25 protein-coding genes are annotated in these 20079 nt (G+C 41.1%); 2 read left to right on the forward strand and 23 right to left on the reverse strand.

Annotated elements, in window-relative coordinates; genetic code table 11:
• Window positions 1-50: 50 nt before the first annotated feature.
• Genes MHI14_RS18805 through MHI14_RS18860 form a run of 12 tightly spaced genes read right to left on the reverse strand, consistent with a single transcriptional unit; the run spans window position 51 to window position 6921 of the window.
• Entirely contained in the window at window positions 51-686 is a 636-nt protein-coding gene (locus tag MHI14_RS18805) for a hypothetical protein (RefSeq protein WP_341131007.1), read from the reverse strand.
• Window positions 683-1216 (reverse strand): GNAT family N-acetyltransferase, encoded by a 534-nt coding sequence (locus MHI14_RS18810; protein ID WP_341131008.1) that lies wholly within the window; start codon window positions 1214-1216, stop codon window positions 683-685. Before MHI14_RS18810 ends, MHI14_RS18805 begins: the two co-directional genes overlap by 4 nt.
• 44 nt (window positions 1217-1260) lie before the next feature.
• Window positions 1261-1530, reverse strand: a complete 270-nt coding sequence (locus MHI14_RS18815) for a hypothetical protein (protein ID WP_341131009.1) — start codon at window positions 1528-1530, stop codon at window positions 1261-1263.
• Between the two features lie 50 nt (window positions 1531-1580).
• Window positions 1581-2048: an NUDIX domain-containing protein gene (locus MHI14_RS18820; protein WP_341131010.1), complete on the reverse strand. Its 468-nt coding sequence runs from the start codon at window positions 2046-2048 to the stop codon at window positions 1581-1583.
• A gap of 20 nt (window positions 2049-2068) precedes the next feature.
• Window positions 2069-3013, reverse strand: a complete 945-nt coding sequence (locus tag MHI14_RS18825; protein ID WP_341131011.1) for a serine hydrolase domain-containing protein — start codon at window positions 3011-3013, stop codon at window positions 2069-2071.
• Window positions 3014-3058: 45 nt separating this feature from the next.
• A complete protein-coding gene (locus MHI14_RS18830; RefSeq protein WP_091031601.1) occupies window positions 3059-3502 on the reverse strand; it encodes a GNAT family N-acetyltransferase in 444 nt (147 codons plus the stop codon).
• Window positions 3503-3561: 59 nt separating this feature from the next.
• Complete coding sequence (locus MHI14_RS18835) at window positions 3562-4020, reverse strand: GNAT family N-acetyltransferase (protein ID WP_341131012.1); 459 nt, start codon at window positions 4018-4020, stop codon at window positions 3562-3564.
• On the reverse strand, window positions 4017-4586 hold the full coding sequence (locus MHI14_RS18840; protein ID WP_341131013.1) for a hypothetical protein: 570 nt from the start codon (window positions 4584-4586) through the stop codon (window positions 4017-4019). The genes MHI14_RS18835 and MHI14_RS18840 overlap by 4 nt, the downstream gene beginning before the upstream one ends.
• Window positions 4583-5125, reverse strand: coding sequence for a GNAT family N-acetyltransferase (locus MHI14_RS18845; RefSeq protein WP_341131723.1), 543 nt, complete (start codon window positions 5123-5125; stop codon window positions 4583-4585). Before MHI14_RS18845 ends, MHI14_RS18840 begins: the two co-directional genes overlap by 4 nt.
• Window positions 5126-5127: 2 nt before the next feature.
• Window positions 5128-5652: a GNAT family N-acetyltransferase gene (locus tag MHI14_RS18850; RefSeq protein ID WP_341131014.1), complete on the reverse strand. Its 525-nt coding sequence runs from the start codon at window positions 5650-5652 to the stop codon at window positions 5128-5130.
• Window positions 5649-6005 (reverse strand): NIPSNAP family protein, encoded by a 357-nt coding sequence (locus tag MHI14_RS18855; RefSeq protein ID WP_341131015.1) that lies wholly within the window; start codon window positions 6003-6005, stop codon window positions 5649-5651. Before MHI14_RS18855 ends, MHI14_RS18850 begins: the two co-directional genes overlap by 4 nt.
• A 37-nt stretch (window positions 6006-6042) precedes the next feature.
• Window positions 6043-6921 (reverse strand): methyltransferase domain-containing protein, encoded by an 879-nt coding sequence (locus MHI14_RS18860; protein WP_341131016.1) that lies wholly within the window; start codon window positions 6919-6921, stop codon window positions 6043-6045.
• Window positions 6922-7343: 422 nt separating this feature from the next.
• Between MHI14_RS18860 and MHI14_RS18865 the strand changes: the two genes are divergently transcribed.
• Window positions 7344-7931: an SMI1/KNR4 family protein gene (locus MHI14_RS18865; protein WP_341131017.1), complete on the forward strand. Its 588-nt coding sequence runs from the start codon at window positions 7344-7346 to the stop codon at window positions 7929-7931.
• A gap of 133 nt (window positions 7932-8064) precedes the next feature.
• On the opposite strand, the gene MHI14_RS18870 is transcribed toward MHI14_RS18865, so the two are convergent.
• The 11 genes from MHI14_RS18870 to MHI14_RS18920 all read right to left on the reverse strand — a co-directional run bounded on the left by MHI14_RS18870 (window position 8065) and on the right by MHI14_RS18920 (window position 18024).
• Window positions 8065-8607, reverse strand: coding sequence for a GNAT family N-acetyltransferase (locus MHI14_RS18870; protein WP_341131018.1), 543 nt, complete (start codon window positions 8605-8607; stop codon window positions 8065-8067).
• A gap of 128 nt (window positions 8608-8735) precedes the next feature.
• Window positions 8736-9266 carry an AAA family ATPase gene (locus tag MHI14_RS18875; protein ID WP_341131019.1) on the reverse strand — a complete coding sequence of 177 codons (531 nt, stop codon included), beginning with the start codon at window positions 9264-9266 and terminating at the stop codon, window positions 8736-8738.
• A gap of 12 nt (window positions 9267-9278) precedes the next feature.
• On the reverse strand, window positions 9279-9764 hold the full coding sequence (locus tag MHI14_RS18880) for a GNAT family N-acetyltransferase (protein WP_341131020.1): 486 nt from the start codon (window positions 9762-9764) through the stop codon (window positions 9279-9281).
• 74 nt (window positions 9765-9838) lie between these two features.
• Window positions 9839-10192, reverse strand: a complete 354-nt coding sequence (locus tag MHI14_RS18885) for a DUF952 domain-containing protein (RefSeq protein ID WP_341131021.1) — start codon at window positions 10190-10192, stop codon at window positions 9839-9841.
• Between the two features lie 30 nt (window positions 10193-10222).
• Window positions 10223-10753 carry an AAA family ATPase gene (locus MHI14_RS18890; protein WP_341131022.1) on the reverse strand — a complete coding sequence of 177 codons (531 nt, stop codon included), beginning with the start codon at window positions 10751-10753 and terminating at the stop codon, window positions 10223-10225.
• A gap of 193 nt (window positions 10754-10946) precedes the next feature.
• A complete protein-coding gene (locus MHI14_RS18895) occupies window positions 10947-12011 on the reverse strand; it encodes a polysaccharide deacetylase family protein (protein WP_341131023.1) in 1065 nt (354 codons plus the stop codon).
• A 220-nt stretch (window positions 12012-12231) separates the two neighbouring features.
• The gene (locus MHI14_RS18900; RefSeq protein ID WP_341131024.1) at window positions 12232-13284 is read right to left on the reverse strand and encodes an ABC transporter substrate-binding protein; all 1053 of its coding nucleotides are present in this window, start codon (window positions 13282-13284) and stop codon (window positions 12232-12234) included.
• A 108-nt stretch (window positions 13285-13392) separates the two neighbouring features.
• Entirely contained in the window at window positions 13393-14367 is a 975-nt protein-coding gene (yjfF, locus tag MHI14_RS18905; RefSeq protein ID WP_017689006.1) for a galactofuranose ABC transporter, permease protein YjfF, read from the reverse strand.
• Window positions 14357-15400, reverse strand: coding sequence for an ABC transporter permease (locus MHI14_RS18910; RefSeq protein WP_341131025.1), 1044 nt, complete (start codon window positions 15398-15400; stop codon window positions 14357-14359). The genes yjfF and MHI14_RS18910 overlap by 11 nt, the downstream gene beginning before the upstream one ends.
• A gap of 4 nt (window positions 15401-15404) precedes the next feature.
• The gene (locus tag MHI14_RS18915; RefSeq protein ID WP_341131026.1) at window positions 15405-16916 is read right to left on the reverse strand and encodes a sugar ABC transporter ATP-binding protein; all 1512 of its coding nucleotides are present in this window, start codon (window positions 16914-16916) and stop codon (window positions 15405-15407) included.
• A gap of 85 nt (window positions 16917-17001) precedes the next feature.
• Window positions 17002-18024, reverse strand: a complete 1023-nt coding sequence (locus tag MHI14_RS18920; protein ID WP_341131027.1) for an ABC transporter substrate-binding protein — start codon at window positions 18022-18024, stop codon at window positions 17002-17004.
• A gap of 243 nt (window positions 18025-18267) precedes the next feature.
• On the opposite strand from MHI14_RS18920, the gene MHI14_RS18925 reads away from it, so the two are divergent.
• Window positions 18268-20079 carry a cache domain-containing sensor histidine kinase gene (locus tag MHI14_RS18925; protein ID WP_341131028.1) on the forward strand — a complete coding sequence of 604 codons (1812 nt, stop codon included), beginning with the start codon at window positions 18268-18270 and terminating at the stop codon, window positions 20077-20079.

Here is a 20079-nt window from a genome sequence, read left to right on the forward strand (position 1 = left end):
TAATGCTCCTTACGTCATAAGTTTCATTTGTCATTCTACCAACGGTTCATTTATCGTAACGGATACATCAATTCAACGGGTTCTTTCACCAGCTCTTCTTGGAAAATATAATTATGATCGGCTCCTACGATACAGAGGATTCGTTTTTCTGGATGAGCTTCAATTGTATTTTTGACTCTTTGAATCATAATCTGATTACGGACAACCCAGCGAAAGTTCTGTGCCTTCGCGTTTACCTCATGCAACCATTCATATTTTTGTCTGGTTACGCGATCGAACTCCTTTGAATTAAAAGGAATCTCGCCAAACCGATACGTCTCCATTTGCTCCGCAAACCAATGATCGTCCCGTTGTTCAAGTTCTTGGCGTTCCTCGCCCGAATAACCGTTGAATGGATCAAAAGCATTCCACACATCCAATTCAAACCAGTCAATAGGAACAAATGGGATGTTATGCTCCTCGCATAAAGGGAAGACCAATTCCCAATACTCACTAGCTGGTTCTCCCCAGTATCCTCTATCATGTTTGTCCTTCAGGTACCTCAACCAACTCTGTGGATGAACTTCACCACAAATGAGATCTGGTTTAAACTCAGTGATCACATCCTTGTAAAGGGAAAGGGAACAATGATATCGCTCTCTGAGTTCTGGATTATGAATGGTTCCGAGTATCCCAACCGTTGTCATGGGCCCAGCTCCTTTATCATGTGTATATCTTTCGGCTCTTTGTCATAAAGTTCTTGATCAATCTCGCTTGCAATCTGACTGCCCTGACTTTTATAAAAGGATACCGCTGATTTCGTCTCTGTGGAGGAGATATACAGATACTGTGCACCACGTTTCTTAGCCTCTTCACCTAACTCGTTTAGAATACGTTTTCCAATACCTTGTCTTCTGTACCCGCGTGAGACATACATCAAGTCAACTTGTAATTGATTTCGTCCTTTTCCTCTATATTGATGTGCCAGCACACCAAATCCGATTAATTGATCGTCAGCAAACGCGCCATATGCCATGCCACCTTGTTCTAATTCGTACACATATCGATTTTGAATCTCTTTCAAAAGCATCTCATCCCAGTTGGAGCACTCATGATTTTGTTCAAGCTCAACCAATCGGTTCTCTCTCATTTCATAGATGAGATCAATATGTTCCGAGCGATCTATTTCCTGCAGCTGATTCACATCATCAAGGGTCAACGTTCTATACGTTATCATGATTGATCGTTGCCATCTCTCTTTCCACATATTATTTCTAAGACCTATGGTTTTATAGATCGAAGTCTGTATTTATCAAAAACTCTTTTATCGTACAAAATAGTGTATTCCTTGTTCTCTTCAATTATTTTTGACATATCCATTGGAACGGCTATTGTTCTTTCAAGATTATTAAAATTAATTACAGTCATTTCATTTTCACTAATCTTTTGAACAGTAACTGCTTCAAAAATTGAAGTTCGAAAGGAATTCCATAACAAAATTAAAATCAATAAAAGTAATAGTGACATGATGAGTCCCTTATTCTTATTCACTAGTTCTTTTCATCTCCTTTAGTTTCAAAACAGAGTTCCTCCAACTAAAACTAGCTTATTTTAATTACTGGTAACTCATTCAAATGATTTATTTCGATAGTGTATTTCTTAAACTTATGGTTCTCAAGTCCATCCCATCTGTCTGAGAAATGATAAAACATATCTCCAAAGTTCATCCCTTCTGGTAATACATCCACAAGCTTTATTTCATCAATTTCAGACTCCGGTAAGCTCTCCAGCAATTTAACCTCAGCATAAGAAACCATACCAAAGCTCCCATTCCATTCATATACACCATAAGGTATTAATTCGAAGCGTACTGCCCCTGTCTCTTCATAGAGTTCTCGACTTGCCGTGTGTAAAATTGTTTCCCCTATTTCTTTGTTGCCTCCTGGGATCTCCCAACCTCCTCTTTTCCTATTTTTTATAATGATGAATTTATTATTGTATTTCGCGATCATAACTGCAAATTTGATTAACTCTGGATCAAGTTCATCTAGATCAAACCATTGGCTCATGTTATCTCTCCCATAAACAACTATTCTTTCAAAATATAATTGTTAAACCATTGAAGTGGTAACAAGCTATCATCGGATATAATCGTTGTGAATACCGCAACCAATCCTCGCTTTTGGTTAACAAAGATATATTGCCCTCTTCCACCGCCCATACCCATAGCATAAAACGTTTTATTTTCAGCGTCTTCTTCCTTGATGCTTTTCATTATGCGCCAGTGGTAGCTATATAAGGGTTCGCAAGTAAGAGAAGGACTTACACTTCTAGCAATCCAGTCAGCAGAGATGAGTTGTTTAGAATTCCACTCCCCATTCTGAGCGTATAACAGCCCAAACTTCAGCATATCTTCGATCTTCATTCGCAAACCAAAACCACCGATCGCAATCCCTTGTGTATCCTGATACCAATGGAAATCGTTAATACCTAGAGGTGCAAATAAGTTCTTTCTTGCAAATTCCGAAGTGTTCATACCAGTAGCCTTCTGCAATATGGCGCTAAGTATATGCGAACTCCCGCAACTATATTTCATTTGGATTCCAGGTTCGAATTCAATGGGTTGCTCAAGAACAAATTTCGTCCAATTCCTAGATGGGATCATCGCTTCATTCCCCGGATAGTACAAGCCCGAGGACATCGTTAATAGATGCTTAATCGTAATCCCCTTTTTGCTGTCATCCAGATCGTTAAAATAATTCACAATTGGGGTATCTTCATTCTCAATGTAACCCTGTTGTATAGCTATTCCCACCAATGCGGAGAGCACACTTTTTGTAATTGAATTCACTTTATGTTGTTTTTCTTTCGTTTTTCGATTCCGATAAAATTCATATTGAATTGCGTTTTCTCGGTATATCATGCAGCTCTCCGCTTTATTTCGTTTTATCTCTCTTTCGAGATCATTAAATTCAGTGATATGTAACCCTCCCTTGTGGCTCGCATACTTTCCGCTATCCTTTTGTTTCTCCATAAAAATTCATCATTCGTTAAATCCAATATATGTTAGGTACTCGTCTTATAATCTTTTCTTCATAAAATATTGAATGATTCCATCAGGATACTCATCAATTAATCCAAACACTTCATAGCCCATTTTTTGATAGAATTTCGGTGATTGATATGAAAATGTGCTTGTGTGTGCAAGCTTACATCCTAATTCAGAAGCCATGCTTTCTGCTTGCATGATTAAAGACTTCCCATATCCTTTCTTTCTGTGTTCCTCATCTATCCAAAAATTATCAATATATAATGTTTCACAATATGTAGCACAGAAGATCCCACCAACTGCCTTACCTGTCTTGTCCCGTAAAAAAAGATTGATAGTCTTTCCAGGCTTATTTAATAACCCATTTGTTTCAGAGACATTATAGTTATATAAGTTATTACAAACTTTTTTGTAGTCTTCTTCATGATTATCAAATGCGATTTGTAACTCTTCTTCATGATTCATACGATTCATTGTTTAAGTCACCTCATTTAGAAAATCATCACATGTAATCTTTACACTATTCAAATTTCTTATTTTATTGCCAACCTGTAGATCACTTCATCATCTGAATTGGTTTTGTTCTCACTAATGAAGGACATGCTCTTGTACAAGTTCTGTGCTATTTCGTTATCACGTTCAACCGTTAATGAAATAACCTTGCATAATGGATGCTGTTTCGTGATGTAATCTAGAATGGCTCTTATAGCGAGCCTTCCCATTCCTTTACCTTGATAGGATTTATCGATTTGAAAACCACCAATCCAGTAATTATCTGTACTATCTGGCGTATAACTCAGATAAAAGAAACCAAATACCTTCCCATCGATCTCAAGTACGTAAGGATCAAATGCTTCATCCCACGGTTTTATATAGGCGTAAGCGAGTCCCTCAATAACAGATGGAACTAATGACGCTTGGTGTTTATACAAAGAGATCTTCAGCGCTTCTTCCCAATTCTCTCGTGTGACTGGTTGAATTTTTATATTCACCACTGTATCTCCTCTTTGGACAATCCTTGATTACCTCTAAGGTTCTTTTCACTTTCACTTACAACCACTTCCAAATGATGTTCAATCAACTGTATCACTTGTTTTTTATTCTTTGTGATTGTTGCAGTTTTGCGGTTTGTGTTAATTGTACATATAACTTCTTCTATATTATATTGATGGTTCCATTTTACAATCATCTTGCATAAGTCCGTGAATGACTGCTTGTAATTCCACGGTTGCAGTCCCATTCTAGACAATACAAACCTCTTTATAATTCGATAATCTCTAATGAAAACATTTGGAGCTAATACAAAAATCAAATCTGCTTCCTGGATGGACTTAATTGTCCAATCTTTGCACTGTACTCCTTCTATGATCCAAGCCTCTGAACTGACAATAGATTGAACGGATTCATCCCTAACACTTTCAGGATATCTCAGATTTTCGGCGCTTCTGTCCCATATGAGATTGTCTAATTCATAGGAAGGAATACCGTATTTATCCGACAATTCTTTGGCTAATGTTGATTTCCCACTACCGCAAGATCCAATAATTCGTATTTTCATACATATTCTTTCTTCAAAAATGCATAGATGACATTATCAACAAATCGATTTTTCCAAATAAAATTCTCTTTCAATATGCCTTCTTCACTGAACCCAATTTTCTCAAGCAACTTTCTTGATCCCGCGTTCTCTGGCTCTACAAATGCTTCAATTCTGTTTAATTCAAGGTTCTTGAATCCATATTCAACGATTTTCTGAGTTACCTCGGTCATATAACCCTGTCGCCAAAACTCAGGTGCTAACTCATATCCCATCACAGCTTTATGATGTTGTTTCATCCAACCATGAAATCCACATGTTCCAATAATTCTGTTGTCCGATTTCAAAGCAATTCCCCAACGGATGACCTGACCATTTTTGAATCGTTCATTCCATCTTTGTATGAGTTCTTCTGCTTGTTTTGTATTCGTAAAACTTTCTACATCGTAGAACCTTGTAACTTCATCTGAAGAAAAAATATGAAATATGTCTTGGGAATCACTCTGTTTAATCTCTCTTAACAGCAGTCCTTTGGTTTCAAGTTCAGGAAAAGGAGTCATATTCACTTCACCTCAATCGAGTACACTGCTACATTTTTCCCTATTATGTCTACGTCCTTCTCGTGTTTCATGCCATTCTTTTGCGCGACTTTCATAGAACCCACATTGCCATGTTGAATTAAAGATATTAATCTTTTCTGCTTCATGTGATCCATGCCATATTCTTTCCACGCTTTTGCTTGTTCATATCCGTAACCCATTCCCCAGTATTGCTCTATGACCCAGTAACCAACTTCAAGCTCATCAGTGCCTTCAATGATTTGAGGAATCAGTCCAGAGGTTCCAATTAACTTGTTATCCTCTTTATTAAATGCGAGAAACAGCCCTTTATCGTCTTTATTCCAGTTGATGAACTTTTCCAGGCTTTGCATGGTTTCTTCCTTCGTCCAGGGTCCGCCATGTCTTATAAATTTCATCATATTCGGCTCACGTGTCATTTCAAAAAGTAAATCGAAATCATTTTTGGTATATTTCCGAAATATAAGTCGTTCTGTCTCCATCTTTCTCTCAGCTCCTTTTTTATTCACTTCAAAATCGTTTGTTCGCGCTCTACTGTCGATGTGAAAAACACTTGCCTTATCTCGTCACGAAATACTTCTTTATACCGATGTCTTCCAATCTGATCAAAACGGGCTTGAACTCGCTTTACGTGATCTGTATCTGATTTTATCTTTTTCTCAATTTCTTCGTATTGTTCAAGAGTGTCGTATTCCCACATCGCAAAAATTTCGCTGGTTTCATCATCGATTGGTGTGTGCCATCTCCCAATAAGTCTTGATCCGTATTTCAATTGGGATGGCAGCAAAATATCATTAAATAGAGCATTAAACTCATCTACAAAAGAAGTCGCAATAATATAGGTTTTTCTCCTATATATCATCATCTGTACCTCCTTATGAGTAATAGAAGCTATACACCTATCTCGTCACGATTCCCGATGTAATTTTCATGTTCGGAGCATAGGTTAACCATGAGTTCTCATTAAACTCCCTAGCAAATACACTCTCTGCTTCATATTCTCTATTCGCTTCTTCTGAATTCAGTCCTCTTTCCATCAATTGAGTAACAGCTTCATGTCTGGCATTCGGTTCTTGTCCCAGTCCTTCTTCTTTTAATGCAAGAAAAAGCTTTTCCTTATCCGAATCTGCCATGTGTTGATCTAAGAAGTTAACTTTGTCACTCACCCGGCATTCTACATTTCGCAAGCCAAGTTGGCTAAGCAGAATTGGAATCTTCATACCGATATTTCCGTCTTTACCACTGCGTTTGGCATCCTCCTCGAACAATTTTTGGAGAATACCTAGCTGAATAATCTTGGATTGTTCAAGTCCATGTAATTCATAGTTTGACATATTAGCGATCCAATGAGGTTCAAAACATATGATTCTACCCTCATCTACTACACTTTCGATCATCTTCTGAAGAACGGTGATAGGTTCTGTCATATGTAATAAGAAGGCATGACTTATCGCAATATCGTATTGACGTTTCACTTGCACTGTTTCAATGTCATCTACTATAAAAGTCGTTTGATAAGAGGTCTTTGAGAAACTCTCTTTGGCCTGCTTAATCAATTCTTCACCCTTGTCTAATCCGGTATAGGTTGATCCTTCGGGTAATAAAGGAAGCAGTTTCAATCCGAGATAGCCATAACCACATCCATAGTCGATAATATCTACTGAATTTTCAATCTTCCATACACGTTGAACCAAAAACTCAAGATAATCATCGTTATAATATAGCCACCGCGTATTTCTCAGATATTCAATTTGGTCATCCCAATAGTAATCAGACAAGGTGAAATCCCTCCCCCATATGGTGTAATCGTATTCATAAATATTCAAAAATTATAGAAGATTTTCACTCACATCCTGGTTGATGAGCTAGTGAGCAGAACCCTCATAAAATGCCTATCATATGTAATGACAATGTATTCCGCTCCTCTATATCGTCACTATAAGACTAACCATTCCAATTACTTACATAATTGTACTACGAAAGCATGGGAGGGTCTATCCAACCTTAGCAGTTAATCCCATGCACCTTTATCACCAGACCTAAAATTAAACCTTGTAGTTGCCAATAAACTAGAGAAAAATGATAAACTGATCTTAGTATACATAACATATTGTAGAGGAAAGATTTTTCACACTAACGCAGTACCTTTACTTTATCTGCGTATATTTGCTTTATATTTTATGATTGGGAGGTCAACATAATGGATTTGGTGAACAAATTTTTAAATGGATTAAGAGCAGCATTATCACCAGAAGAACTTGAGGAACTGAATACAGCGAGCGGTGCTACAAAAGAAGATATAAATACATTACGATCAAAATATCCAAATTTTCCAGAATCACTCATCGGTTTACTTGAAAATATTGATGGTACATATTGGAGGAAGTACGGAGAAAAAGAAATTACGGTTTGTATTCTTGGCTCAGATGTTGAAGAAGGTAGATATCCCTATTACTTACTGTCTACTCAACAAATGCTCGAAAGTTCAAAAAATGAAGAAGACGTCTCTTATCTTTTAGAATACGAAGATGAAGAGGATGCCGTTGACTCTAAGATCAATCGTGAGGGGCTTCTTCCAGGGAAATATATTCATTTTTCAGACTGTATGAACAATGGTGGAACATCCAGACTTTATATTGATTTTAACCCTACTGATGAAGGTGTACGTGGTCAAATCGTTCGCTTTTTGCACGACCCTGACGAATACGTAGTGATTGCAAACAGCTTTGACGAGTATTTACAGGGGCTTATTGACAGTGGTTTTGTTTTTCTAAACGAAGAAGAGTAACTTCGGTAGGTTTGTTTAAAGTTAAACATAGATTGGTTTAGATGAATAAAAGGGGCAGCTTTTTCGCTGTCTCTTTTACAATCAAGTTGTTTCCTTTCAAATTGATCTTTTATATCACGGATGCCTTCTGAGACTATGACTGCTCATATTCAGTTTTTAAGATACTCATGCAAACACCATCCCAGTATTTTCCCTTTTTATATATCTTCTTTCTATATCTTCCCTCTTCTTTAAAGCCACATTTTAAATAACACTTGTAAGCAATCTCATTGTACTCATACACTTCAAGTTCTAATCTATTTAAATTTAGCTCTTCGAAGACAAACTTCTGTAGTATACGAATGGCTTCACTCCCATAACCTTTACCTAGAAATTCTTTTCTTCCTATTACAATTGCTAAAGATGCAAAGCGGTTTTTCCAATCAATTTTGTACAGATCAATCTGACCTATATATTCTAACGAGTCTTTCAACCCGATAATAAAACTTTTATTTGAAGACTTGCCTTCAACCATTGTTCTGAAAAAGGATTCCGTCTCATAACTCGAATGAGGATACAAAAAATTATCTGATAAAGTCCCTGTAATTTCCGGATCATTCACCCATTGTTTGATGTAATCCACATCAGAATCCTGGTATTCTCTTAACACAATTCTTTCTCCATAAATACGAGACATCGTTAATCCTCCCGGCTAATCTTTTTTTTCTTTTGCACCATTCTTAATAAAACCCAACGCTTTTCTACCTTGTATTAGTTATTCAACGCTCGTGCATTTTTACAATTCGAAGCATAATAACAGTACAGTTATTTCACCCGATATTTCTCATTTTTTATAATTTCATTTACTATTTCAGGTAATTGTGCTTCTGTAAAATGACTAGTATACAGCTTGTTATCTACTCTCAGATCTGGATGATTTTCAAACTCATCCAGCAGAATTATACTTCTTTCTTTCATTTGATATTCTTCTGCTCTTAGACGGTCTCTACGAATAATGGTTTGACGATCAACCATTAATACAACATAGATTATGCGAACATGATAGTTTGCCAATTCGGTCATTAATCCATTAATGTCTTCCGGAAAGGCCACATAGTCCAGAACTACATCGTATTTATAGTCCAATAAGTTTTTCACTAGACTGAATATATTTGTCCAAGTTAAGTTATGTGTATCCTTATCAAGCCAGGGTTTACCTCGCCCTTTGACCGGAAAGTGACTAACCGCATCTCCAGAAATATACGCACTTCTCTCTAAAGTCTGAACCAGCAGCTTGGAAGTTGTAGATTTCCCTACTCCAGGGGGACCAGATATAATATATAGGTTTCTACTCATTCTGTATTCTCCTTACAATATCTTTTGGAAACTTCCAATATCCAGCTTTCTATCGAATTTATATCCAATCTCTTTAAACAGAGCACATTGTTCATAACCATTTCTCTCAAATAATGATTTACTTCTTGTATTCTCCATGCAAATCGTCGCAATTAAGGTATGGAATTCTTGTTCTTTTGCAATCTTCTCAATGAAACTTAATGCTTGTTTCCCCAAGCCTTTTCCCAAAATGTCGGGCTTTAGATATATGGTGACTTCACCGCAAATATCATATGCCTGTTTACTCTTATATTGGGTGATCAGAACATAGCCCATCATTTGATTGTTTTCAAGAATTACATAAGTTTTATACCGCGTATCCTTGTTCATCACAGAGGATTTAATCTGATCAAGATCTAATTCCTCCGTATGAAACGAAATCGTTGTATTCATTACATAATAGTTATAAATCTCTCTAATTTCAGGGAGGTGCTGTTCGGTTACCTCTTCAAAAGTCACAGTCGTCAATTAGGTTCCATCCTCTTCTGTTCAATTTCTTCAACGAAACCAGCGTCTATCCAAGAAATCTGACATCACTGCATGTTCTCTAAGTCAGGAGGTAGCGAAAATCTCCCTTCTTCATTAGGCTCAAAATCATATGTATGAGATACAGCGTCAAGATTTAACTCACCGTAAATATGAGGATATTCCCTGCCTTCATTATACAGATCTTCCCATATAACTACTGATTTTATTTTAGATGCATCCAAGCAAAGTAATACTAACCCCTTTGTCCCGTGGTAATTATAATTAGCCACAGCTACGATCTTATCCACAGGTGAGCAATGAATAAAACCTTCCTTTTCTAAAGATGCTGCTCTGTATACCCCATTGATCACGGCGGCTTCCCATTCTTTTCTCGAGAGCACATGTACAATCATCATCATCATAAATCCCTCCTATTAAAAAAATGATAATTATTTGGATAGGACCTTTTTCAATATGAGTTCTATGATTTCACTAGTATCCAAATGATCGGTAATAATGCGAGTTTGAAATTGTTCATCCTTGAAAGCTTCAACACACTTTGGTGCTTGTTGATACTGCCAGCCTCCATATTCATCTCCGCGTTTAGCCAAACGATGATAAATCGTCTCTTCTTTAGCCGTTAGGCAAAAATGATGAATGTCCTGATCGATCTCTTTCAACCCGTTATAAATGTAATTAAAGTTTTCCTCTTTATAGATGGTCATGGGGACAATTAAGTGTCTGTTGTATTTCTGCTTTACTTCTTTAGCTGTCTTTACGGTTAGAATTTTCCATAGATCGATATCTTGAAAATCATCCGTCCGTTCCCTTTCCTCTCTACAATTCTCCGGAAGAAGTTTTCTGAGCATATAACCTATTTCTTCAGGATCGTAAATCATGCTGTTTGCAATTAAGGGCTGAAGTGCTTCTGCTGCAGAAGTTTTCCCCGAACCAAACGCTCCGTTAATCATAATGATCATTTGGTCAATCCACTCCTATTCCATAAATAGTTTCAATACAAACCAAATTCTTCCTTTCCTCAATTTCATCCATTATAAATGTTTTCCTTCCACTTTTGTGTTACAAAATGGCAAAAAACATAATGAAATCCCATTGGATCAACCCAACGGGATTTCATCATAGTGAATTATTTTTCAATCAACCTTGAGCTTGTTAATGTATTTCCAAGTAATCAATATAGATATCCCATGTCCCGTCATCGGCTGTTACAACCAACTCAATGACCTGATTTCCCGTCCCATGACTGACATTATTCAGGGTATAGACCGCTGGAGAGCTCCCGCCAAAGTAAAAGGTTCCCTTCGTCTGTCCACCAATCTTCAAATCAACTCTAGCCATGTTGGCATTGTTTGAAGCTCCACGAAGTGAAAAATTGTGAGTGCTCGTTGCAAAATTCTGAGTGTATTTAACCAAATCATTGTTAGCATAAAGGACCACGCCATTGAAAGGAGAACTGATATTGCCGGTGTATTGCCCACCTTTGGTCATATTCTCAGCTTCCACTTTTGTTCCGTTACTTGGCGGATTCGTAGTGCTACTATCGGGTGCAACTGCCCGACCGGTCGTTGATGAGATCATGCCGGAGCAAAGGCCACGATTCTTCAGATTTTGTGCAATCTGCGGAATGGCTTGAAGTGTCGTCTGGTACTGATCATGCATTAGAATGACGTCACCACTTTTCATCGTGTTCACTGCAGCTACAATCTGGGCTGCGCTGGCACCATTCCAGTCTTGGGAATCTACGTTCCACAGTATTTCCTTCAGGCCGTTTTGGCTCACAACGGATTTCAAGGTAGCATTTGTCGCACCGTAAGGAGGTCTGAACAGTTTAGGTGAACTTCCGGTAATGGACTGGATTGTCTGCTGTGTCCGAGTAATCTCTGACGACATCTGAGAACTGTTTAATGTAGTCATGTTTGGATGTGTATAGGAATGATTGCCAATCCACATACCAGCTGCTACTTGTGCAGAAACCAGAGATTGATTATTTTGTGCATTTTGTCCAACATTGAACATCGTTGCCCGTAAGCCAGCCTGCTTCAACGCGTTAAGCATGTTTGTTGTGTTTCCAGATGGGCCATCATCAAACGTCAAACCTACATAACCATTCGGACAACTTGCATCTGCAGCACGAGCATCGGGTACCGCCGGAATAGAAAATAAGGTACCGAAAAGCGCGAGAGATATTACCGCCTTTGCTAGCTTTACTTTAAACATAAAATTACCTCCTCATAATATATTCACAGCATACTACCTTCTACACTCCCTCTCTTTATCAAACTTTCACCCTCGAAAAAAAAGCGCTTTCATATACACGTAATCCGCTACGTCCTTTCTCATAGATAAGAGCTTTAGTTCAAGGTGAGTTCAGTATAAACGATAAGTTTATTTAAAGTAAATTGAATTTTATCCAAAATATTCTATTTATTCACGAATTCTAGAATCGCCTGTTGTACATCTCCCGTTTAGCACTCTCCTGTGTAAAAATGTCCTCCGGGGGCGCCATGCGCTTTGGGAGTGTACGCCCTGCAATAATTTCTTTTGTAGCCTGCATAAGCTGAGGACCAAGCAGCGGGTTACATTCCACCACAGCGTTGATTTTCCCACTCGCCAGAATTTCAAGTGCTTTGCGGGAGCCGTCCACCGAGACAATGATAATGTCCTCTCCCGGCTTCAGCCCAACTTCTTCTATCGCTTGTATGGCGCCAAACGCCATTTCATCATTATGGGCAAAAAGAACCTGCGGCCGTTTGTCTTCCGGGACCTGAAGGAATTCTTTCATCACTTGTTTGCCATTGTCCTCCGTAAAATCGGCAGGAGCACTTTGTGAGAAGATGATATCTGCTCTGGTGTCAAAAATGCTTCTAAAGCCCTCGCCACGCTGGATAGAGGGTGTAGAACCACTCGTGCCTTGCAGTTCGGCAATCCGTATCAAACCCGGATGATTTCGCATCCGATCCTGAATGTACTTTCCGGCCTTCACACCTTCCTCATAAAAGTCCGATCCAATCGTTGTTACAAAAAGTGAAGTATCTTTGACATCAACTGACCTGTCTACGATAATCACGGGTATACCTGCATCCCTGGCCTCCTGAAGAATACCATCCCAGCCCGATTCCACGACCGGTGCAATGGCAATGACATCCACCTTTTGCCTGATAAACGACCGAACAGCCTCGAACTGTTTCGTCTGAGACTGTTCTGCATTTTTTATTACAAGGGAGATTCCCGATTCAGCTGCGGCATTTCGAATAGACGTGGAGTTTGCCAGACGCCAGGCACTCTCTCTGCCCAGTTGTGAAAAACCCAAAACAATCGGTTTCGTAGAGGTATCCCTTGCTACCGCTGATTCCATCCATTCCTCAACAGAAGGAAGAGTTTCCAAGTTGTTAGACGAGATGGGAGGAGGCACAGTTTCAGACTCAGGGGTTGTGCAGCCGACAAGCAGCAGTAGAATGAACAAACACAACCCGTTCACATATCTTCTCACTCACGCATCCCCCATCTCCATGTTACGCTCAGCATTCACCAATGCAGAGCGCATCGTGTTATATCATTGTTTCGGTATCCGTGTTCAATATCATTTAATTTGATCAACTTAATGCAGTGATTTCGAGGATACTCGCCGCCCGCTAAGAAGTCGCTGGAACAAAATAAAAACAAACAGCATCAGACCAATCACAATCTTGGTCCACCATGAGCTGAGCGTACCTTCGAAGCTAATTATAGTTTGGATAGCCCCCTGGATCAATACACCAATAAAGGTTCCCGCTACATACCCCACACCACCTGTTAACAAGGTGCCTCCTATCACAACAGCCGCGATGGTATCGAGTTCAAGACCCATGGCGTGTAATCCATAACCGGATAACATATAGAAGGTAAAGACAACACCGGCAAGCGCGGAGCACAAACCGCTGAACGTGTACACCAGGATTTTGGTACGTGCAACCGGCAGTCCCATGAGCAACGCGGATTGCTCGCTTCCGCCGATGGCGTAAACGTTGCGCCCAAACCGGGTGTAATGTGCCAGGTAAATCGCGAGTAGTACAATGACCAGAGCAATAATCACATTAATGGAGACAAAGCTGCCCCCTGGCAGAGAAATTTTCGCCTGCGCAACCTGTGTGTAAAATGGATTCGTAATGGTAATGGTGTCGAGACTGATGACATAACACAGCCCCCGCGCCAAAAACATGCCTGCCAGTGTCACGATGAAAGGCTGGATTTTGAAATAGTGGATGATCGCCCCCATGACTGTGCCAAACAACGCACCCATGACAAGCACCATCGGTATAACGATCGCAGGCGACCACCCTTGCTTCTCGACCAGACTTGCGCTAATAATGGTCGTCAGCGCAATGACAGATCCTACCGACAGGTCGATTCCTCCCGATACAATCACAAAAGTCATGCCAATCGCCGTGATGATCAGAAATGCGTTATCAATGAGAAGATTAAGCAGTACCTGAGTGGAGAAGAACCCCGTATACCGGAAAGAGCCTATGGCAAACATCACAGCCAGCAAGCCGAAGGTGACAAAGACCGGGAGATACTTACGATTAAGAAACATGGCGGTTAACCCCCTGTTCGGCTGGAAACTTCCGTTTTTTCCAACGGATCACCATGGAATTGCGGAATGAATCGGATTGAATCAAACATACGGCAAGTACAACAAAGGCTTTGACAACCAGCGTAACTTCTGGCGGGACTCCAATCATATAGATCGTTGTTGTTAAGGTTTGGATAATGAGTGCTCCAACGACGGTACCCATTAGATAGAAACGACCACCATTGAGCGAAGTACCCCCGATGACGACAGCAAGAATGGCATCAAGTTCATACCACAGACCTGCGTTATTTCCATCCGCACTGGATACATTTGAGCTGAGAATAAGCCCGGCAATGCCGGCGCACAGCCCACAGAAGACATATACCGTGAGAATAACCGTTTTTGAACGAATACCTGCCAGTTGGCTCGCGTTTGCGTTACTTCCAACCGATTCGATAAACAGTCCCAGTGCCGTTTTTCTCGTCAACAGTGAGGCAACAAGCAACACAGTTAATACGATGAAGATGGAAAAAGGCAATGCTGCAAGCGAACCTGCCCCGATATAGGCGTAGTTCGCGTTGGATACAGTAATAATCTGTCCACTCGTAATTAATTGCGCTATCCCACGTCCAGCTACCATCAGAATAAGCGTTGCAATAATGGGTTGGATTCGGGCAACCGAAACAAGCGCCCCGTTCCACATGCCCAAGATCAGGGAGAGACCTATAGATAATCCAACTGCACCCAACACAAGCCCGAAGGAACTCTGATCTACTCCTCTGCTAATGCTCATACAAGCCACGGCACCGGAGATCGCTACAATGGAGCCCACGGACAAATCAATACCTCCGGTCGCAATCACCAGTGTCATGCCGATCGATACCAGAATTAAAGGTGCTCCGAAATTGAGAATATCAATCAAGCTGCCATACAGATTCCCTTCACGCATGACGAGGGAGAAGAAATCCGGAGAGTACAGCAAATTAAAGATTAAAAGTAAACCAAGCATACATAACGGCCAAAACAAATGATGTTTACGCATCTTGCCCGCCATCTCTTTAACCTCCTGCCATTGCTTTCATGATTTGCTGTTGATGGATCTGATCCCCGCTAAGTTCTTGCACTTTTTTGCGGTCCCGGATTACGGCAATCCGGCGGCTGACACGAATCACTTCTTCCAGCTCGGACGAAATGAACAGCACGGCCATGCCCTGCTTCGACAGAGAAAGCACTAGCTTCTGTATTTCGGTCTTTGCACCGATATCAATTCCACGCGTAGGTTCATCGAGAATCAACAAATCGGGGTTCATCAGCAGCCAGCGTGCAAGCAACACCTTTTGCTGATTACCGCCGCTCAGATTTTTAATTAAATGCTCTGGGTTTTTCGGATGGATATTTAACAGGTTGATGTACTTTTCGGCGATCTCATCCTGCTTCTTGCGTGAGATTGGTTTGGACCAGCCTCGTGTCGCTTGTAAAGCCAGAATAATGTTCTCCCGAATGGTCAAATCATCGATTATGCCTTCGGTTTTACGGTTCTCGGAGCAAAAAGCAATATTCTGATCAATTGCATGACGCGGCGACTTGACCGTACTTCCTGTATCCACAACGAGCAACTTGCCTTCATCCGAGCGATCTGCACCAAAGAAAAGGCGAGCGATCTCGGTACGACCAGACCCCAATAGCCCAGCCAAGCCCACAACTTCTCCTTTGCGAATGTCCAGATCAAATGGCTCAATCGCTCCTTTGCGTCCAAGTGCCTTGGCGGTAATTAACAGTTCTCCTGACTCCGACTCGACAGCATCCGTTTCCTTCGGAAGCTCCTCTAGCATCTCAAGCTCCTTGCCGATCATCTTGAGCACCAATTCCATGCGTGGAAGTTCTGCCGCTATGTACTCTCCTTCCAATTCCCCGTTACGGAGCACCGTTAGACGATCCGACATTTCGTATACCTGATCAAGAAAATGAGTAACAAAAAGAATCGCCAGACCTTCACTCTTTAATTTGTGCATAATTCGAAACAGTTGCTGAACCTCGTTTTTGTCCAGACTGGATGTGGGTTCATCGAGTATGAGCACTTTTGCCGAGATGCTGAGTGCTCTTGCAATCGCAATCAGTTGTTGAATCGCGACGGAGTAGGTCTGTAAAGGAGCCTTAACGTCAATGGACAGATGTAATCTGTCTCGCAGCAGGTTATCCGCATCTTTGTTCATTTGCTTCCAATTGATTTTGCCAAATCGCATCGGCTCCCGCCCGATGAAAATATTCTCAGCAACCGTTAAGTTCGGGCAGAGATTGACCTCTTGGTAAACGGTACTGATTCCCGCCTTTTGTGCTTCGAGCGGACCGGAGATCAAAAGATCACGGTTATCCATCGTTACCGTTCCTTCGTCAATGGAATAAACGCCAGTCAGAACTTTAATCAGCGTGGACTTTCCCGCTCCGTTCTCCCCCATCAAGGCATGAATCTCGCCCGGAAACAAGCGAAAGCTGACGCTGGACAGCGCCTTAACGCCGGGAAATTGTTTGGTGATGCCTGTCATTTGCAAAATGGGTGTTTGCTCGGCCATATAACCCTCTCCTTTGTTATGGAAAAAAGTCATTTAGCGACAGCCTGGTCGAAAAATGACTTTTCGGTGTTATACGAATCTGCTTTTAATATTCGCGTGTTGGCAATGCTTCTTTGGCTTGCTCCGATGTGAAAGTTGTCTCATCCGTTACGATTCGGGGTTCGATATCTTTCCCGTCCACTACCGCTTGAACCGCTTCCATTAATTGAGGTCCTAACAACGGATTACATTCAACGATAAAGTTGATTTTGCCATCAGCAGCAGCCTGCATCCCATCCTTCACGGCATCCACAGAGATAATGGTGATATCTACGCCTGGTTTCAGTCCTGCCGCTTCAATGGCCTGAATTGCACCAAGTGCCATATCGTCATTATGTGCATAGAGAACATCTATTTTTTTATGTGCTTTGAGGAAAGCTTGCATGACTTCTTTGCCTTTGGCACGTGTAAAGTCACCTGATTGTGAAGCAATCACTTTAAGCTTCGAATTGGAAGCAATCAATTCCATAAAGCCCTCTTGACGGTCATTCGCGGGTGCGGAGCCTGTTGTGCCCTGCAACTCAACGATATTGATCTCTTCTTGAGTGTCCTTGTATTGGTCAATAAGCCACTGACCTGCTTTACGTCCTTCTTCTACAAAGTCGGAGCCAATAAAGGTTTTGTAGAGGGTTTTATCTGGCGAATCCACAGCGCGGTCCGTCAAAATTACGGGAATGCCTGCATCCTTCGCTTCCTTCAATACGGTATCCCAACCGGATTCCACAACAGGGGAAAATGCAATTACCGTCACCTTCTGCTGGATGAAGGATCGCAAAGCTTTAATTTGATTTTCCTGCTTTTGCTGCGCATCCGAAAATTTCAAATCATAACCTGCTTCTTTGGCTGAATCCTGAATTGACTTGGTATTTGCCGAACGCCAGCCACTCTCTGCACCAACCTGCGAAAAACCAAGCGTAATGGTTTTGGCGCTGGCAGGTGTACTGCCCTCCCCACTTGTTGAAGTTGCATTATCGGAGCCTGCTCCTCCATTCGTACTGCTACATGCCGTGCTAACCAGCATCACCATAGCCAATGTTATGGCAAGTCCCCACTTTTTTTTGGTTCGCATGTTGTGATCCTCCCTTTTTTCGTTTCACCTTGTGGTGTGACCACATTATAGAACGCTTTCATTCCGAGCTTATATGGAGTCTCATACTTTATTTATGTAATAATTTAGTAATTTCAAAAAATGGAGTTTAAAAAGTGTAATTTCTTTGTTTAATTGTGTAGTATTTAGCGATTCTCTTACATATTAGAAAATCATGTTATACTAATGATACATTTTTGATCCCTTCAGATGGAGTGGAATACGTTGAAACTCATTCAATGGATTGCTTCAAGCCTCAGGCTTAAATTACTCAGCATGTTTATCATCCTCAGTTCAGTACCACTGATCGTGGTTGGATTGATTTCTTACCACAAATCCTATACGGTCGTATCCAATCATAACAAGGCCTCAACACAACTGGTTGCCGACCAGCTTGCCAGGAACATTGACATCTTGTTTGAGGATACGGAACGGCTGCTTGAACTGGGCAAGAACCCGCAAGTGCTTCAATACCTGTATTCTCAATCGGAGTCCTACCCGGAAGCCAAAGCCATCCTTCAGACATACAATCTTTATCGGGAAACCTACAAGTATGACAAGGTACTTAATATCTCATTCGTGAATTTTTATGGAAAAGGCATAAGTGAACGAAAAGGCGTGTTCAAGCTGGAACGAAATCCGCTGCGTAACCCGTACTTCAAGTATCTGATACAGTATCCGGATGCCATTCTGCGCATCCCTCATTCTGCAGCCTATGCCGAATATAACAGGCTGGATGGGTTTGCTTACCCTAAACAGAATGCGCTCTCAATTATAACCACGGTCAAAGAGCGGATTACGCATGAGGTCATCGGGTTCATCGTAATTGATTTGAATGATTCGTTCATTGATGATTTTTTGACGAATACCCCCATTAAGGATTCCGGTTTTTTCTATATTAGTGATCAATACGGAAATACACTCTTCAGGCCGGATACCACCCCGGCATCCATAACCATGATGGATCAGATCCGATCGATTCCTTTACATCTACAGCACGACAGCTTTATCCTGTCTGCAGGATCCAAGCCCCAGTTTGTTGTATACAGCACCTCAATACAGACCGGATGGAAAATGATCGGGGTAGCTCCTTATCAGGAAATCATTGCAGAGGCCAATAGCATTCGCCAATTGATCATCATCACGGTGTTGTTAAGTGCGTTCTTTGCAATATCGTTATATTTTTTCCTGAATAATCGATTGATTCTTCCCATCCGAATTCTGATGAACAAGATGCGTAAAGCTGCAAACGGTTACTTGGAAGCCAAAGTCACACCACACGGCTCGGACGAAATTGCTGATCTGGGCAAAAGCTTCAATGTGATGCTGGATAAGCTCAAAACACTAATCGAAAAGAGCATTCGAGAGAATGAACAGGTGAAAATAGCTGAACTACGTACGCTGCAAGCTCAGATCAACCCTCATTTCCTCTATAACACGTTGGAATCCATTCTCTGGATGGCTGAAGCAGAGAAAAAAGAAAATGTAATCAAACTTGTGCAAGCCCTCTCGAAGTTCTTTCGTTTGAGTCTGAGCAAAGGATTCGACTGGGTATCCATTCAAACCGAGCTTGAACATGCGCGGAGTTACTTGGTTATCCAACAGATGAGGTACCACGATATTCTCACCTACGAGATCAGCGTTGATCGTGAGCTTCAGGATTATCCCATTTTGAAAATGACGCTGCAGCCCCTGATTGAGAATGCGCTCTACCATGGGATCAAGAACAAACGCGGTCAAGGGCTTATATCCATACACGGATATGTAGAGGACAATAGCATCATTCTGACCGTACAGGATAACGGAATTGGCATGTCTGCGGATCGATTGGCACAATTACGTGAAGAGCTGGAGAAGCCGGCCGGTTCCCGTTCACCCCAAGATGACGAGCAGGAAGATGGATTTGGTCTGCTCAATGTACATCACCGGATTCGACTCTATTTCGGACCAGCTTATGGCGTTGAAATGAAAAGTACGTATATGGAAGGCAGCACATTTATGATTCGTATCCCCAAAAGCAAGGAGGTTAACCGTTGA

The organism is Paenibacillus sp. FSL K6-2393, from assembly GCF_038002545.1.
In the GTDB taxonomy this organism is placed as follows: Bacteria; Bacillota; Bacilli; order Paenibacillales; family Paenibacillaceae; genus Paenibacillus.

Excerpts from the sequence above, each read along its gene's own strand:
- MHI14_RS18895 (WP_341131023.1), bottom strand. The coding sequence starts at position 12,011 with ATGTTTAAAGTAAAGCTAGCAAAGGCGGTAATATCTCTCGCGCTTTTC.
- MHI14_RS18825 (WP_341131011.1), bottom strand. The coding sequence starts at position 3,013 with ATGGAGAAACAAAAGGATAGCGGAAAGTATGCGAGCCACAAGGGAGGG.
- MHI14_RS18890 (WP_341131022.1), bottom strand. The coding sequence starts at position 10,753 with ATGATCATTATGATTAACGGAGCGTTTGGTTCGGGGAAAACTTCTGCA.
- MHI14_RS18810 (WP_341131008.1), bottom strand. The coding sequence starts at position 1,216 with ATGATAACGTATAGAACGTTGACCCTTGATGATGTGAATCAGCTGCAG.
- MHI14_RS18845 (WP_341131723.1), bottom strand. The coding sequence starts at position 5,125 with ATGACTCCTTTTCCTGAACTTGAAACCAAAGGACTGCTGTTAAGAGAG.
- MHI14_RS18805 (WP_341131007.1), bottom strand. The coding sequence starts at position 686 with ATGACAACGGTTGGGATACTCGGAACCATTCATAATCCAGAACTCAGA.
- MHI14_RS18910 (WP_341131025.1), bottom strand. The coding sequence starts at position 15,400 with ATGGCGGGCAAGATGCGTAAACATCATTTGTTTTGGCCGTTATGTATG.
- MHI14_RS18820 (WP_341131010.1), bottom strand. The coding sequence starts at position 2,048 with ATGAGCCAATGGTTTGATCTAGATGAACTTGATCCAGAGTTAATCAAA.
- MHI14_RS18870 (WP_341131018.1), bottom strand. The coding sequence starts at position 8,607 with ATGTCTCGTATTTATGGAGAAAGAATTGTGTTAAGAGAATACCAGGAT.
- yjfF (WP_017689006.1), bottom strand. The coding sequence starts at position 14,367 with ATGTTTCTTAATCGTAAGTATCTCCCGGTCTTTGTCACCTTCGGCTTG.
- MHI14_RS18920 (WP_341131027.1), bottom strand. The coding sequence starts at position 18,024 with ATGCGAACCAAAAAAAAGTGGGGACTTGCCATAACATTGGCTATGGTG.
- MHI14_RS18830 (WP_091031601.1), bottom strand. The coding sequence starts at position 3,502 with ATGAATCGTATGAATCATGAAGAAGAGTTACAAATCGCATTTGATAAT.
- MHI14_RS18855 (WP_341131015.1), bottom strand. The coding sequence starts at position 6,005 with ATGATATATAGGAGAAAAACCTATATTATTGCGACTTCTTTTGTAGAT.
- MHI14_RS18915 (WP_341131026.1), bottom strand. The coding sequence starts at position 16,916 with ATGGCCGAGCAAACACCCATTTTGCAAATGACAGGCATCACCAAACAA.
- MHI14_RS18885 (WP_341131021.1), bottom strand. The coding sequence starts at position 10,192 with ATGATGATGATTGTACATGTGCTCTCGAGAAAAGAATGGGAAGCCGCC.
- MHI14_RS18875 (WP_341131019.1), bottom strand. The coding sequence starts at position 9,266 with ATGAGTAGAAACCTATATATTATATCTGGTCCCCCTGGAGTAGGGAAA.
- MHI14_RS18840 (WP_341131013.1), bottom strand. The coding sequence starts at position 4,586 with ATGAAAATACGAATTATTGGATCTTGCGGTAGTGGGAAATCAACATTA.
- MHI14_RS18865 (WP_341131017.1), top strand. The coding sequence starts at position 7,344 with ATGGATTTGGTGAACAAATTTTTAAATGGATTAAGAGCAGCATTATCA.